At 74.6% G+C, this 14,634-nt stretch carries 8 protein-coding genes; 2 read left to right on the top strand and 6 right to left on the bottom strand.

The window, feature by feature from the left end:
- Positions 1-105: 105 nt before the first annotated feature.
- Together ACFWXO_RS42070 and ACFWXO_RS42065 are read left to right on the top strand one after the other, a co-directional pair.
- Complete coding sequence (locus ACFWXO_RS42070) at positions 106-783, top strand: HAD family hydrolase (RefSeq protein WP_380531698.1); 678 nt, start codon at positions 106-108, stop codon at positions 781-783.
- 175 nt (positions 784-958) lie between these two features.
- A complete protein-coding gene (locus ACFWXO_RS42065; RefSeq protein ID WP_380531695.1) occupies positions 959-2,131 on the top strand; it encodes a MinD/ParA family protein in 1,173 nt (390 codons plus the stop codon).
- 497 nt (positions 2,132-2,628) lie between these two features.
- On the opposite strand, the gene ACFWXO_RS42060 is transcribed toward ACFWXO_RS42065, so the two are convergent.
- The 6 genes from ACFWXO_RS42060 to ACFWXO_RS42035 all read right to left on the bottom strand — a co-directional run.
- Positions 2,629-3,366 (bottom strand): dienelactone hydrolase family protein, encoded by a 738-nt coding sequence (locus ACFWXO_RS42060; RefSeq protein ID WP_380531692.1) that lies wholly within the window; start codon positions 3,364-3,366, stop codon positions 2,629-2,631.
- Between the two features lie 168 nt (positions 3,367-3,534).
- Entirely contained in the window at positions 3,535-4,878 is a 1,344-nt protein-coding gene (locus tag ACFWXO_RS42055) for a S8 family serine peptidase (RefSeq protein ID WP_380531690.1), read from the bottom strand.
- Positions 4,875-8,387, bottom strand: coding sequence for a right-handed parallel beta-helix repeat-containing protein (locus tag ACFWXO_RS42050; RefSeq protein ID WP_380531688.1), 3,513 nt, complete (start codon positions 8,385-8,387; stop codon positions 4,875-4,877). The genes ACFWXO_RS42055 and ACFWXO_RS42050 overlap by 4 nt, the downstream gene beginning before the upstream one ends.
- Before the next feature lie 104 nt (positions 8,388-8,491).
- On the bottom strand, positions 8,492-9,829 hold the full coding sequence (locus ACFWXO_RS42045; RefSeq protein ID WP_380531685.1) for a hypothetical protein: 1,338 nt from the start codon (positions 9,827-9,829) through the stop codon (positions 8,492-8,494).
- Positions 9,830-9,941: 112 nt separating this feature from the next.
- Positions 9,942-10,388, bottom strand: coding sequence for a hypothetical protein (locus ACFWXO_RS42040; protein ID WP_380531682.1), 447 nt, complete (start codon positions 10,386-10,388; stop codon positions 9,942-9,944).
- A 98-nt stretch (positions 10,389-10,486) separates the two neighbouring features.
- A partial coding sequence (locus ACFWXO_RS42035; protein WP_380531679.1) for a hypothetical protein occupies positions 10,487-14,634 on the bottom strand: 4,148 nt, incomplete at its 5' end.

Raw genomic sequence — 14,634 nt, 5'->3', positions numbered from 1 at the left:
CTGCCGCTCGTGATCCGACAACACCAGCTCGGCCAGCCTCGGCCCAGGACGTCCCATGCACTGACCAACGACGGATCAAGGACTCAGGACACTAGGGTGGCGGCCATGCCCACACCCATCGAACTGGTGATCTTCGACTGCGACGGCGTCCTGCTGGACAGCGAGCGCCTGGCGGTGCGGATCGACGCGCAGGTGTGCGCGGCGGTCGGCTGGCCGCTGTCCGAGGCGGAGATCGTGGAGCGCTTCGTCGGCCGCAGCCACGCCCACATGAGCGCCGAGCTGCAGGCGCACGCGAGCGTGCCGCTGGAACCCGGCTGGGAGGAGGCCTTCCAGCACCTGTACGACGAGGCGTTCGCCGCCGAACTCACCCCCGTGGACGGGGTGGTGGAGGCCCTGGCACAGCTGGCGCGGGCCGGCGTACGGGACTGCGTGGCCTCCTCCTCCGGTCACGGCCGGCTGCGCCGCACCCTGGGGCGGACCGGGCTGCTGGCCCGCTTCCAGGGGCGGGTGTTCAGCGCCGAGGACGTCGCGCACGGCAAGCCCGCCCCCGACCTGTTCCTGCACGCCGCCGCCGCCATGGGCGTCGCGCCCGGGGCCTGCCTCGTGGTGGAGGACAGCACGTACGGGGTCGCCGCCGCCCGCGCGGCCGGGATGCGCTCGCTGGGCTTCCACGGCGGCCTCACCCCCGCCCACCGGCTGACCGGCCCCGGCACCCGCACCTTCGACGACATGCGCGAGCTGCCCGCCCTGGTGGCGGCCGCCGGAGAACTCCCGCTGCCCTGACCGCCCCCGCCGCACCCGCCGCACCCGGCGCACCCGGCGTGCCCGGCGTGCCCGGCGTGCCCGGCGTGCCCGGCGTGCCCGGCGGTGAACGGTCACGGCGGCCCGCCCCGTTGTGCCAGGTGGGGGGACCGTACGGCACCGGCGCGGTGGCGGCGTGGCGACAAGGAGGCAGAGCGTGGCGGCGGACCACACGGTCATCGAGCAGGTGCGGCGGCTGGGACGGGGCCCGGAACGGGACCTCTCCCCCGACTACGGGCTCCTGCCCCCGGCCCGCCCGGCCGAACCCGACTGGCGACGCCCCCTGGACTCCCTGGGCACGGTGCTCATCCCCCCGCAGGCCCGACCCGCACCCGCCACACCCGCGACGCCCGCCCTCCCGGCGCCGCCTCCCCCGCCGTACGCCCCGCCCCTGCCCGCCCCCGCACCGGTACCGGTACCCGCACCCGTCGCCGCGCCGGCGCCCGTCGCCGCCCCGCCCGCCCCCGCCCGGCGCCCCCGCCTGCTGGGCGCCGGCCTGGGCGCCGGGCTGGGCCTGGGCCGGGGCGAGCAGCGCGAACGGGAACGGCTGGAGGCCCTCATCCGCACCCCGCTGCACCGCTCCTTCCGGATCGCGGTCATCGGCCTCAAGGGCGGCGTCGGCAAGACCTCCGCGACACTCGGGCTCGGCAGCGTCCTCGCCCAGACCCGCTCCGACAAGGTCGTCGCCGTCGACGCCAACCCGGACACCGGCACCCTGAGCCGGCGCATCCGCCGCGAGAGCCCCGCCACCGTCCAGGACCTGCTCGCAGCCGCACCCTCCATCACCGGCTACATGGACATCCGCCGCTTCACCTCGCTGACCCCCAGCGGACTGGAGGTCCTGGCCAACGACACCGACCCCACCATCGCCGACACCTTCGGCGGCCAGGACTACCGGCGACTGGTCGACCTCCTCGCCCGCCAGTACCCGATCGTCCTCGCCGACTGCGGCACCGGCCTGCTGCACGACTCGATGAACGCCGTACTCGACCTCGCCGACCAACTCGTCATCACCGCCACCACCAGCATCGACGGCGCCAGCGGCGCCGACACCACCCTGGACTGGCTGCACGCCAACGGCTACCACGACCTCGCACGACGCAGCATCACCCTCATCTCCGGCATCCGCGCCAAGAACCGCACGATCAACACCGACGACCTCCTCACCCACTTCCGACAACGCTCCCGCGCCGCCCTCCTCCTCCCCTTCGACGAACACCTCGCCCTCGGCTCCACCTTCGACCCCACCCGCCTGCACCCACGCACCCGCCGCGCCTACCTCCACCTCGCCGCCCACGTCACCGAAGGCATCCACCCCACCAACACCTGACCAGCCACCACCGGGCCCGACACCACGGACCCCGACGGGACGGACCGGCACGGACCGGAACCGCCCCCCGGCCCGGGCAACGGGCAACGGGCAACGGGCAACGGGCAACGGGCAACGGGCACGCAACGGTGCCACCGCCCGTCGGCCCACCTACCCATCGGCCCACGCGCCAGGCATGGCAGGCGTGCCCGCGTGCCAGGCGTGCCAGGCGTGACAGCGGGCGCCACGGCCTGGGCGTGTGATCGATCCGGCGCGGTTCGGTGCCGGCCTCGTGGTGGGCCGGTCCGCGGCAGGGCTCGCCGGTGGCGGGAGCAGGCCCACGGCGTGGCGGGTCGCGGGGCGGCGGTTCTTCGAGTCGGGTGGGCGTCGGGGGCCGGGCCCTCAGAAGCGCGACAGTCGCGCGAACGGCTCGCACCGCACGCCAAGGCTCCACCGCCGTCCCGAAAACACTCGGACCAGTGATCGTCGTGGCCTCGGCGCCAGGCTGTCCGCCCGGGTCATGCCCCCTGGGCCTCCGGCACGGACAGGCACTCGGCGAGCAGGTCGACGACGTCGCGCCAGGCTCGCTGCGCGTGCCGCGGGTGGTAGCCGACGCCGGGGACCGTGGCATGGTCGACCGGGGGGTGGTGGAAGGCGTGCAGGGCGCCGCCGTAGACCGTCAGGCGCCAGTCGACACCCGCGGCCTGCATCTCAGCGGTGAACGCGTCCCGTTGCGCGGGCGCCATGATCGGGTCCTGCGACCCGACCCCGGCCCACACCGGGCAGCGAATGCGCGCCGCCCCGCCCGGCCGGCCCGTGGTCAGCGCGTCGACCGTCCCGATCGCGCGCAGGGCGGCGCCGTCGCGCCCCAGTTCCAGGGCGACGGCGCCCCCGGTGCCGTAACCGACGGCGGCGATCCGGTCGGGGTCGGTCCGCGGTTCGCCGCGCAGCACGTCGAGCCCGGCACGGCCGATACCCCGCATCCGGTCCGGATCGGCGAGCAGCGGCAGGCACCGGGCCGGCATCTCCTCAGGGGCGCCCACATAGCGCCCGCCGTGGAGGTCGAAGGCCAGCGCCACATACCCCAGCCCGGCGAGTGCCTCGGCCCGGCGGCACTCGACGTCACCGAGCCCCATGCCCTCCGGTCCGAGCAGCACCGCGGGCCGGCGGTCGACACCCGCCGGGAGAGCGAGGTGGCCGATCATCGTCAAACCGTCCGCCGGGTACGCGACCGCACGCGTCGCAATCGTCCCCATGGAACCGGACAGTAGTGATCCTCGAGCCCGGACCCGGTGGTGTTCTGCCGCCGGCAGAACACCGACGGAACAAACACCGGGAAGAAGCCAAAGGCCCGAGCCACCCACACCGCCCCGCACACACGGCACACACGGACTGAAAACAACAGACGCGGCCGTGACACCGGGTCAGACCTGCCAACGACCCGGACGCCACCCACGACGGCGAGCGGCCGCACACACGACGGCCAGACCCACAGTGACGGTGACAGTGGACAGCACAACGACAGCCACCACAGCAGCCCGGCCCGGGGCGGGGTCCGGGGGCGGGGGTGCCAGGAGGGCGGCCCGCGGGGCGGGGAGGGCGGCCGCGGCGCTGGGCACGGTGGCGGTCAGGGCGGCGAGGGGGTCCACGGTGCCGTAGCCCAGGCGGGGGTCGGGCAGGGCGGTGCCGGGGTGGTAGGCGGTGGCTTCGAGGCGCTCGCGCAGGTGGGCCGGGTCGAGGTCGGGGTGGTGGCCGAGGAGCAGGGCGGCGGTACCGGCGACGACGGCGGTGGCGAAACTGGGGCCGCTGGCGGTGAAGTAGCCCTTGCCGGCCGGTCCGGTGCTCATCATGGCCTCACCCGGGGCGCTCAGATCGACCCGGGCACCGGCGGCGCCCGTACCGGCAGCGGTACCGGCGCCGGCAGCGGTGCCGGCGGGGGCCACGCCGACGCTCGTCCCCGTCCCCGTCCCCGTCCCCGTCGTCCCCGTCCGCGTGCTCCCGTCCGCGCCCGTCGCCGCCGCGCCGCCGCCCGGGGCCAGGGCGGCGACGGTGAGGACCTGCGGCGGGGCGGAGGGCACGTTGGCGTTGGCGCCGCCCTGGTCGGGGGTGGCGGGGGCGATCACCAGGACGCCCTTGGTGTCGGCGTGGCGCAGCGCGTCGTCGAGGGCGGTGTCGCCGGCGGGCAGGGGCAGGGCGGAGGCGATGATGCGGGCGCCGGCGTCGGCGGCGTCCCGGATGCCCTTGGCGAGGAGGGCGGGGGTGGTGGTGCCGGTGTCGTCGGTGACGGCGACGGCGAGGATCCGGGCCTCGGGGGCGATGCCGGCGAAGCCGGTGCCGTCCTGGTGGCGGGCGGCGATCAGTCCGGCGAGGAAGGTGCCGTGGCCGACGCAGTCGCGGGTGGAGTCGCCGGTGCCGTACTCGCGCGGGCCGGGTACCAGGCGCTCGCCCAGGACGCCGGAGGCGCCGTCGACGCCGGAGCCGACGACGGCGACGGTCACTCCGGCGCCGCGGCTGAGCGGCCAGGCGGCTTCGGCGCGGAGGAAGGCCTGGGCCCAGGGGGTGCGGTCGGTGCCCTTGTCGGAGGATTTGAGGCAGTCGCCGGGGCGGGTGGCGGGGCGGTTCTGGGCGATGACGGGCAGGGCGGAGGGGTCGCCGGGGGCCGCCGCGGCCGGAGGGGCGGCGGCGGCCGGGACGGCGGAGGGGACGGCGGCCAGGGCGCAGGCGAGAGCCCCGGCGGTGAGGGCGCCGGCGGTGCGGCGGGCGCTCACACCGTGCTCCCCTGCAGCAGGGCGGGGATGTCCTGGGGCAGCAGCAGGCTCAGTTCGGACACGTCGCCGATCTCCAGGCGGGCCAGGCGCCCGGCCTGACGGGTGACCATGGCCTCCAGGGTCTGCCGGGCGAAGCGGCCGTTGCCGAAGTTGCGGTCGCGGGGCACGGCCGCGCACAGTGCGGCCAGCGCGGTGAGGGTCTCGGGGGCGCAGAGGTAGCCGGCGTCCTCGGCCTGGCGGGCGACGATGGTGACGAGTTCGTCGGCGCTGTAGTGGTCGAACGCGATCTGCTGGGGGAAGCGGGAGGCCAGGCCGGGGTTGGAGGCGAGGAAGCCGCGCATCTCGTCCTCGTAGCCGGCGACGATGACCACGACCTCGTCGCGGTGGTCCTCCATCAGCTTCATCAGGGTGTCGACGGCCTCCTGGCCGAAGTCTCCGGAGGCGGCGCCGCCGCGCGGGGTGAGGGTGTAGGCCTCGTCGACGAACAGCACGCCGCCGCGGGCACGTTCGAAGGCGTCCTTGGTGAGCTGGGCGGTGTGGCCGATGTAACGGCCGACCAGGTCGGCGCGGGCGGTCTCGACGAGCTGGCCGGTGGGCAGGACGCCGAGTTCGGCGAGCAGGGCGCCGTAGAGGCGGGCGACGGTGGTCTTGCCGGTGCCGGGCGGACCGGCGAAGACCAGGTGATGGCTGATCCTGGCGGCGGGCAGGCCGGCCTCCTCGCGGCGGCGGGCCTGGGTGATCAGGTTGACCAGGTTCTCGACCTGTTCCTTGGCGGCGCTCAGGCCCACCATGGCGCGCAGTCGGGCGAGCAGGTCGCTGCCGCCGTCGGTGCCGGGGGCGGGGGCGCGGACGGCCTCGGCGCCGAGGTCCTCGGGCAGCAGCAGCGGCAGGTCGGCGTCGGTGACCTCGGCCAGGGCGGCGAGCCGGGAGGCCTGGCGGTCGACCATCTCCTCGAAGACCTTGCGGGCGGCGCGGCCGTTGCCGAAGTCCGCGCCCTTGGGCATGCGGGTGAAGTGCGCTTCCAGGGCCTGGCTGGTGGCTTCGGCGAGGTCGAAGCCGTGGGCGGCGGCGGCCCGTTGGACGATGGTGACCAGTTCCTGCGGCGAGTAGTTGCGGAACTCGACGGTGCGGCTGAAGCGGGAGGCCAGGCCGGGGTTGGAGGAGAGGAACTCGCGCATCTCCTCGGAGTAGCCCGCCACGATCACCACGATGTCGTCGCGGTGGTCCTCCATCAGCTTGACCAGGGTGTCGATGGCCTCGCGGCCGAAGTCGGGGCCGGTGCCGCCGCCTCCGGCGGACAGGGTGTACGCCTCGTCGATGAACAGCACGCCGCCGAGCGCCTCGGTGAACACCTCGGTGGTCTTGATCGCGGTGCCGCCGACGATCGCGGCGACCAGGTCGGCCCGGGCCACCTCGGTCAGGTGCCCGCTGCGCAGCACCCCGAGCTCGGCCAGGATGCTGCCGTAGAGCCGGGCGACGGTGGTTTTGCCGGTGCCGGGCGGCCCGGCGAAGATCAGGTGCCGGCCCATGGGGAGGGCGGGCATGCCGGCCTGTTCGCGGCGCCGGGCCAGCTTGTTGAGGTTGACCAGGGTGGCGACCTGTTCCTTGACGCCTTCCAGGCCGACGAGGGCCTGGAGGGCCGCCTGGGGGCCCTCGGGGTCCGGTGGCAGGGGTTCGGTGGCGGCGCCGTAGGGCCCGGGGGCGCTCTCGCGGCCGTCGCCGTACGCGTCGCCGGGCCCGTACGCGTCGCCGTGTCCGTCGCCCTGCCCGTAGCCGTCGCCGGGTCCGTAGCCGTCGCCGTACGCGTCGCCGTCGGTGGGGGCGGCGCCGGTGGGGCGGGTGCCGGGTGTGGCGCCGGGGCGGGCCTGGGCGCTGCCGTGGCTGTCGGCGTGGGCGTTGTCGCGGCTGGTGAGCTCGGTGACCGCCAGGCGGGTGCCGGGCCTGCTCTGGCGCAGGCCGGAGCCGCGGTTGCCGGTGACGGTGCAGCCGGTGACGCGGACGGGTTCCTCGGAGTCCACCCGCAGGCCGTCGCGGGCGTTGTCGGCCAGTTCGCAGCCGGTCAGGGCGGCCCGGGAGCCGGCGGCGAGCAGGACGCCGTGGCGGCGGTTGCCGTGGACGCGGGTGCGGGCGGCGGTGAGTTCGCCGTCGTCCTCGACGAGCAGGCCGTCGCCGGTGCAGTCGGCGATGTCGCAGTCGCGCAGCGAGGCGAGGCCGCCGGGGCCGATCTCGACGCCGTTGACCCCCGCGCCGGCCGCCCCGGCGGGGCCGGTGGTCGTGGTGGTGCCGCGCACGGTGGTGTTGCCGACCTGGGTGTTGCCGCCGTCGGAGACCCGCAGGGCGGCGCGCGCGCCGGTGCGCAGCAGGCAGGACTCCAGGCGCCCGCGGCCCTCGCGCAGCACCTCGACGCCGTGGCCGCCGACCTCGGCGACGTCCAGGCGGCGCAGCAGCGGGTTGGCGCCGTCGCGCACGACGACGCCGCTGCCGGCGGCGCCGCGCACCTCCAGGCGGTCGAACTCGGCGGCGCTCTCGCCGGTGAGGTCGACGGCGTCGCCGGCGCCGGCGGTGACGGTGGTGCGGGTCAGGACCGGGCTGGAGGACTCGTCGACCAGGACGCCGGTGCCCTGGGCGTCGGCGACCTGGCACTCCTCGAAGCGGCCGCGGGAGCGGCCGGTGACGTGGATGCCGTGGCCCTTGGTGCGGGCGGTGCGGCAGCGGCGCACCAGCGGGTCGGTGGCGCCGGCCAGGACCAGGCCGTGGCCGCGGGTGGTGTCGAGGGTGCAGTCCTCCAGCAGGACCTGGGCGGTGGAGCTGACGTAGACGCCGATCGCGACGTCGCGCACGGTGGTGCGCAGGACCCGGGTGGTGCTGTGCTCCTCCAGGGCGATGCCGGGTTTGTCGGTGGCGGAGATCTCGCAGTCCTCGATGGAGCCGCGGCCCTCGCCGTTGGCGCACACGCCGTTGCCGCGGGCGTCGCGCAGGACGCAGTTGCGCACGACGGGGTTGGCGCGTTCGCCGATCACGACGGCGGAGCTGCCGAGGTGTTCGATGGTGCAGTCCTCGATGACGCTGGTGCCGGTGGAGGTCTCGACGATGCCGGCGCCGGCCGGGTTGACGACCCGGCAGCCGCGCATGGCCAGGGAGCCCTGGCCGCGGGTGAGGACGGCGGTCCAGGAGTTGCCGACCACCTCGCAGTCCTGGAGGGCGGCCTGGCCGCGCGGGACGTCGACGGTGGGCAGTTCCTCGTCCTGGCCCTGGAGGACCAGGCCGGTGAGCTGGACGGCCTCGGCGACGACCTGGACGACGGCGCCCCGGCGCGGGGAGATGCGCACGCTGCCGCGGGCCTCCTCGGCGGTGATGGTCACCATCTTGGTGATCACCAGGTTCTCGTCGTAGCGGCCGGGGCGGACGCTGATCACCGCTCCGCTGCGGGCCGCCTCCAGGGCGGCGCCGATCGTGCGGTAGCCGCCCTCGCGCGGCTCCGCACCGACCGTCAGCACATGGCGGGTCATGGGGCGTTCTCCTCCGTCGTTCGTGGCTGTGGTGCCGGTGGTGCTCGGTCGTGCGGGTTCGTACGGGGTCCGTACGGGGGGTGCGGGGCCGGGGTCAGCCGGGGTCAGCCGGTGCAGTCGGCCTTGACGGCGGAGGCGGCGTGGTGGGCGTAGGTCTTGACGCTGTCACCGACCCAGTCCTGGCCCCGGCTGTGCATCACCACGGCGATCCGGCCGCCGCTGAGCGGGAAGGTGCCCGCCGGGACCCACTGGCCGCGGGAGGAGGTCTGGTTCACGTTGAACGACTGGCCCTGCACGGTGTAGTAGGTCGGGGCGCCGCCGACGGCCTTGATGTCGCCGTTGTTCGGGACGTAGACCGACAGGCGGCAGCTGCCGGTGGTGAGCGAGCCGGTGTTGAAGGTCCACACCACCGAGTTGCTGCTGTCGTCCTTGTTGGCGGCGCCCGACATCGGCATCGAGGTGAAGCCGCCCGAGCAGCCGTCGCCGCTGTAGCCGCCGGAGTTCTTGCGCCAGCCCTTCTGCCCGTCGTCGTACCAGCCGTTCTGCTGCATGGAGGTGGATCCGCCGCAGCCCGGGCCGGCCACGCCGTGGTAGGTGGGCGCGGGCGGCGGGGCGGGCTGGGTGGGCTTGTCCGGGGGCGGGGCCGGCTGCTGGGCCTTGGCGGGGGGCTGCGGCTGGGTCTGCGGTGCGCCGCCGCCCTGGCCGGAGCCCTGCCCCGCGCCCTGGCCCGCGCCCTGGCCGCTGTTCTGAGCGGCGTTCTGGCCGCCGCCCTGGGGTGCGGCGGGCGCGCCGGCGGCGGCATGATCGGTGCCCGGGGTGCCCTGGCCGGCGGCGATGCCGGGCAGCGCGGCCCCGGCGGCCGCCGCAGCGGGCACCACCGCGCCCTCACCGGGCTGGGCGCCGGCCGGCTGGCCGGGCTGGCCCGGCTCAGCGGGCTGGCCGGGCTGCAGCGGCTGGGCGCCGGGCGGGTTGCCGGGTGCGTCGGCGCCGGGGACGTAGCCGTTGCCGCCGCCGTCGGGCGCGGAGAAGCCGGCGGGCGGCGGCCCGTCGGCGCCGGGGGTGCCGGGGCCGTCCCCGCCGAAGCCCGCGATGCCCAGCGGCACCCCGACCAGCACCAGGCCCGCGATCACCGCGGCGGCCACCATCGGCTTGGGGATGCGCCGCCCGGCGGCCTCCTCCTCGGTCGCGGCGGCCGGCGCGGGCGCGGCGGTCACGCCCGGGCGGGCCTGGCCGGCGGCCTCCACCGCCGTCGCGCCGCTCTCCCTGACCTCGGGCACCGCACCGGCGGCTCCCACCGCCGCAGCTCCCGCCTCGACGGCGGCCGGTGCCACGCCCGCCTTCCCGGCCTCGGCGGCCGGCTCCGGCACCTCCCAGGCCACCGCGGGCAGCTGGATGCCCCCGACGGAGGACCCGTTTCCCCGCGCACTACGTTCCCTGCCCACCCACGCTCCCTGGCCTTGGACGACGCCCGACGGGGCCGCCCCGCGCGGCCGAACCGCCGCGCGGCGAAAACCGCCCCTCCCCCAGACCGACGGACGGCACGTCGCGTCGGGTTCAGCCGATCTCCAGGCTCCAGGCCGGCTCGTCCTGGCGGGGCGGCTTCAGCACGAAGTCCACCGCCCGCCCGAGGGCCTGCGGCGACGGCTGCGGGCACGGCCCGGTGCGCCCGAGCAGGTGCGCGAGCAGCCCGGGCTCGGGCGCGAGGTCGTACTCCTCCAGGTAGTAGGCGACGGTGTCGGTCCAGATCCACTCGCCGTCGGTGCGGTAGTTCATAGGGACGGCGCCCCGGCGGGAGGTGTCGAAGACGTCGTCCATCAGCATCGGCGTCACCAGCACCTCCGCGCCGGACCGCAGGTACGCCAGTAGGGCGGCCCGCTGCCCGGCGTCGCGCACCAGCGGGTGGTCCGGCGCGAAACCGGGCCCGGCCACCGGGTCGACCGTGCCGAACACCGCCGCCAGCCGGAACTCCGGCTCCGCCGCCTGCCCTTGCTGCTGTTCCACGCGTCGTGCTCCCGCTCTCGTGGCCCCGCACCGGGGCGCCCTCACCCGGTCAACGGCTCCGGGCGCGGGCGGCGTTCACCCGGTGGCCGTTCCGCCGGTCAGGCGGTACTGCCCTTGAGGTCGGGCCTGGGGTCCTTCTGGTACCAGAGCAGGAGGGCGGCCTGTACCTCGGCGCTGGGCTTCCACGCCATGATGCCCTTCTTCATGACCTTGTCCAGTTCCTTGACGAAGTCCTCGGGCTTCCCCTTGTAGGTCTTGGCGAACTCCGTGACCTGCCTGGCCGGCGCCGGCTTGATCCCTTGGTCGACCACGCTCGTGGCATTGGCCTCGGCCGCCCGCGCCGCCTCCTCGGCCGCCCGTCGCGCCGCCGCCTCCTGCTCGGCCGCCCGCTCCTCGAGCCGCCGGGCCCAGGCGGCCTCGTCGTTCTTCGCGGGGAAGTACCTGAAGGCGATGTCCTTCCCCTTGGGCACGTACGCGCTGGTGGAGTTGAGCCTGGCCACGTCATTCCACCCGTACTCGATGACGCCCTCCACGTCCTTGCCGCCCCTGTGGTAGGTGCGGGGCTGGTTCGACAGCGTCGACTTCTGCCCGGCGGCGATCGTGTACCCCACGTAGGCGCCGACCCCCGGGAACGCCTCCTGGAAGTCCTTGACGACGGACTTGCAGCTGGCGCACGTGCCTCGGGAGGAGAGCACGGTGAGGACGCCCTCGGGCTGGGCGGGCAGTCCGGCGCCCGGCTGTCGGGAGACCGCCTTCTCCGGCGGCTTTCCAGAGGGATGGGGGACCTGCTCGAAGCCCCACTCCTTCATCTGCTGGAACGCCTTCGCCAGGCCCTTCACCTCGGCGTCGTAGCGCTGTGTCGGCAAGCCGTTCTCCTTCGCCCACCGGTCGGCGGCCTGGAGCGAGCGGCTGTCGTTGATGGATTCGTCATGGCCGTTGGTGACGGCCGCGGCCGTCTCCCAGCTCTTGTCGCCCTTCAGCGCCAGGGAGATGACGGCGTAGGTCAGGCTCTTGTCGGTGCCGGTGAAGAGCTGCTGGAGGAGTGAGTCCTTCAGGACCACCGTCGCCGCGGCCACGGAGTCGGGGTCCGGTTCCGCCGCCGGAACCGGCTTCGGTTCATCGGCCCTCTCCTTGCCCTTCGCCACCGTTCCCTCCGGCTGCTTCGCCACCTCCTGCGCCTCGGCCGACCGCTGCCCGCCCGACAGCACGTCCGCGATCCGCTCGGCGGAGTTGGTGGTCTCGGGCGGAGCGGACTCGGTGGTCTCGGGCGGAGCGGACTCGGTGGTCTCGGGCGGAGCGGTCTTGGTGGTCTCGGGCGGAGCGGTCTTGGTGGTCTTCTTCTTGTTCGCGAAAGCCAGGGCGCCCTCCGGTTCGCGGTCGGGGTGGAGGGTGCCCGGGGCGGCGCTGTCGTAGCCCTCGGGGCGGTCGCGGTCGCGGTCCGGGTAGACGGGGGCGGGCAGGTGGGCGCCGCGGTCGACGATCACGGGCGCCTGGCCCTCGGCCGTGGGCCGCTCGACCTCCAGGAAGTGCCCGCCGGCGACGACGGCCGGGTGGCCGTCGGCCGTGAAGCCGACGGCGGAGGCGACCACCAGGTGCCCGGGACCGTCCGTGCCGTCCACGCGCGGGGTGAAGTACACCGGGCCCGTGGCGACCAGTGCGCTGCTGCCCAGGTCAGCCAGGCCGAGCTGGCGCATCACCTCGGTGGTGTACTCGAGCCCGGGCGCCCGCCCGAGGTTGCAGGAGACGAGTTGCAGCCGGTCGGTGCCGTTCCAGACACCGCCCTGGTGCAGTCCGGCCAGGATCCCGACGAGCCGGTCCTCGGTCAGCTCCACCGGCTCGCCGGTTTCGGGGTCGGTGCCGAGCGGCAGCGGCAGGCCGGTGTCGGGGTCGGTGTGCACGGCCAGGGTGAACACGCCGTCCTGCGCGGGGAAGCGCGCCAGGGCGTACCGCTCCGCCGCCGACGGCTCGGGGTGGCCGAGCCACCAGCCGTTGCCGGGGCCGCCGAACGCGCTGAGCGGCGCGCCGACTTCGCCCGCCTCCGGCACCGGGTCGGTCCACAGGAAGCCGCTCGGGAGGTTGATCGTGTCGAAGGGGGCTATCTTGTCCAGCGTGCCTGCCCGCAGGTCGTTGACCACCTCGTGCAGGGTTTCTCTCGTGTACTGGAACTCCAACGGGGGATCGCCCCAGCCGGCGTCCTCGGTGTTGTGGGTCCGCAACAGGAGGGTCTCGTTCCCGTTCTCTCCCTCCTTCAGGCGCAGGTGCACCGTCGCGTTCTGGCCGGTCAGCTTCGGGTGGGTCGAGGTGATCTCGACCGTCTTCTCCCGCCCGTCCGCGGACAGGCGCTCGGTGACACGGAAGTCGGCCCGCAGGTTCTCGGGGAAGGCCGCGCGCAGCGCCTGCTCGCTGTAGAAAACGGCGAACAGGTCGAACACCTCCCTGACGGGGGTCTCGTTCACCCAGCCCGCGATCGTCTCCTGGACGTCGTGGAGCGTCATGGGCTCAGCCTCCGCCCGGATGACGTGGAACGGGCCGTCCTCCTCCCGGCCGGTCACCGTCAGTCGGCTCGGGCCGAGCGTCACCTCGTACTGGGTCGTGTTCACCTCGTCCAAGTGGCCGTGCGCCGCGGCGTGCCCCGGCGGGAAGGACAGCGCCAGCATGGGGTGGGACAGCGGCACCTGGATCTCGAACAGCGCGTAGCGGTCGGGGTTCGACATCCAGCCCTGGGCGAACGCCCGGTCGTAGGTGGTGGAGGAGGGCAGGACGTCGGTGAAGCTCTCCTGCTGCCGGGTCTGCGGCTCCATCCGCACCGCGCGGTACAGGAGCACGGTTCCCTCGGCGCCCGGATGTCCCTCCGGGGGGCGCAGGCGCTCCGCGTGGTTGTAGAACGTCCGCAGATTGCCCATCATCCTGTCGAAGGTCACCGTGCCCTCCCGCTGGAAGAGCCTGCCCTCCGGGTTGCGCAGATTGGTGAAGACCCCGTTCTTGATCTGTCCCATGAATGTGCGCAGCGGACTGTCGGGTGGGGCTGCGGTCAGGTGGTCCACTGACAGCGCCACTGCGGCTGCCGCCTGCTCGGGGGTCGGCTCCGCGTACTTCACCGCCTGGGGGTTGCGGTGCTCCGGTGCTATCGACTCCACCAGGCCGTAGCCCTCGGGGTGGTCGTGGAAGGAACCGTCCGGCGCCCGGTGGGCCCCGCGCTCCTCCACCTGGACGTGGATCTGACCGGAGTCGCCGTCCCGGACCGCCTGGAACTCCAACCAGTGGTCACCGCCCACCATGACCGGGTGGCCGCTCTCGGTGAAGCCGATGTCGGAGGCGACCACCAGGTGCCCCGGGCCGCCTTCGCGCCGCGGGGCGAAGTACACCGGGCCGGTCGCGGCCAGCGCCCGCGGGCCCAGGTCCAGCTCCTTGAGCCGGAGCATCACCTCGTCGACGAACTCGCGCCCCGGCCCGCGGCCCAGGTTGCAGGCCACGAACTGCACGGTGTCGGTGCCGTTCCAGATCCCCGCCCGGCGGAGGCGGGCCAGGACACCCGCCGTCTGGTACGCCGACAGCGTGCCGTCCGGCCCGTTGGGCCAGACCGGCCGCCCGGTGGCCTCGTCGGTGTGGACGGGGACGACGAACACCCCGGGCTGCTCCGGGAAGTGCGCCAGCGCGTCGCGCTCCGCCTGCGGCATGTCGGCCTCGCCGATCCGCCAGCCCTTGGCGCCACCGCCGAAGGCCGACAGCGGCTGCCCGATGTCCTCCGGCATGGGCGCGGTGTAGTCGAACCAGTCCCAGGGCAGGTCCAGCATCTCGAAGCTGGGGTTCTCGGTCAGCTTCTGCGAGCGCAGGCCGCCGCTGACGTCGCCGATGTTGTCGGCGTTGAAGACCATCGGCTCGCGCGGCTCGGTGTCCTCGCTGGTGCTCCATCGGATCGACACGGATCCGTCGCCGCCGTGATGGATCGCCACTTCGGCGAACTGTTCGGCCAGTTGCTCGTGGGTGTGCTCGATCCTGATGGTCTTCGTGCGGCCGTCCGGCGAGGTCTCCTCGGTGATGCGGTGGAAGTCCGTGAGGTCGCGCGGGTAGGCGGCGCGCAGTGACTCCGGGGTGTAGAAGTCGGTGAAGCGCCGGAACGCGTCCGGGATCGACATGCCGCTGGACCAGTTGGCGACCTCGCCGCGGATGTCGTCCACCGTCATCGGCGAGGCGTCGACCTTGATGACGTGGTAGCCGCCCGAGTCGTCACGGCCGGTCACCGACA

The organism is Kitasatospora sp. NPDC059088, from assembly GCF_042738155.1.
In the GTDB taxonomy this organism is placed as follows: Bacteria; Actinomycetota; Actinomycetes; order Streptomycetales; family Streptomycetaceae; genus Kitasatospora.
The sequence above is the reverse complement of the archived record's forward strand: the minus strand, read 5'-3'. Positions and strand labels throughout refer to the sequence as shown.

Bases quoted from the DNA above. Each gene is read 5' to 3' on its own strand.
- ACFWXO_RS42070 (WP_380531698.1), top strand. From the start codon at position 106: ATGCCCACACCCATCGAACTGGTGATCTTCGACTGCGACGGCGTCCTG.
- ACFWXO_RS42060 (WP_380531692.1), bottom strand. From the start codon at position 3,366: ATGGGGACGATTGCGACGCGTGCGGTCGCGTACCCGGCGGACGGTTTG.
- ACFWXO_RS42050 (WP_380531688.1), bottom strand. From the start codon at position 8,387: ATGACCCGCCATGTGCTGACGGTCGGTGCGGAGCCGCGCGAGGGCGGC.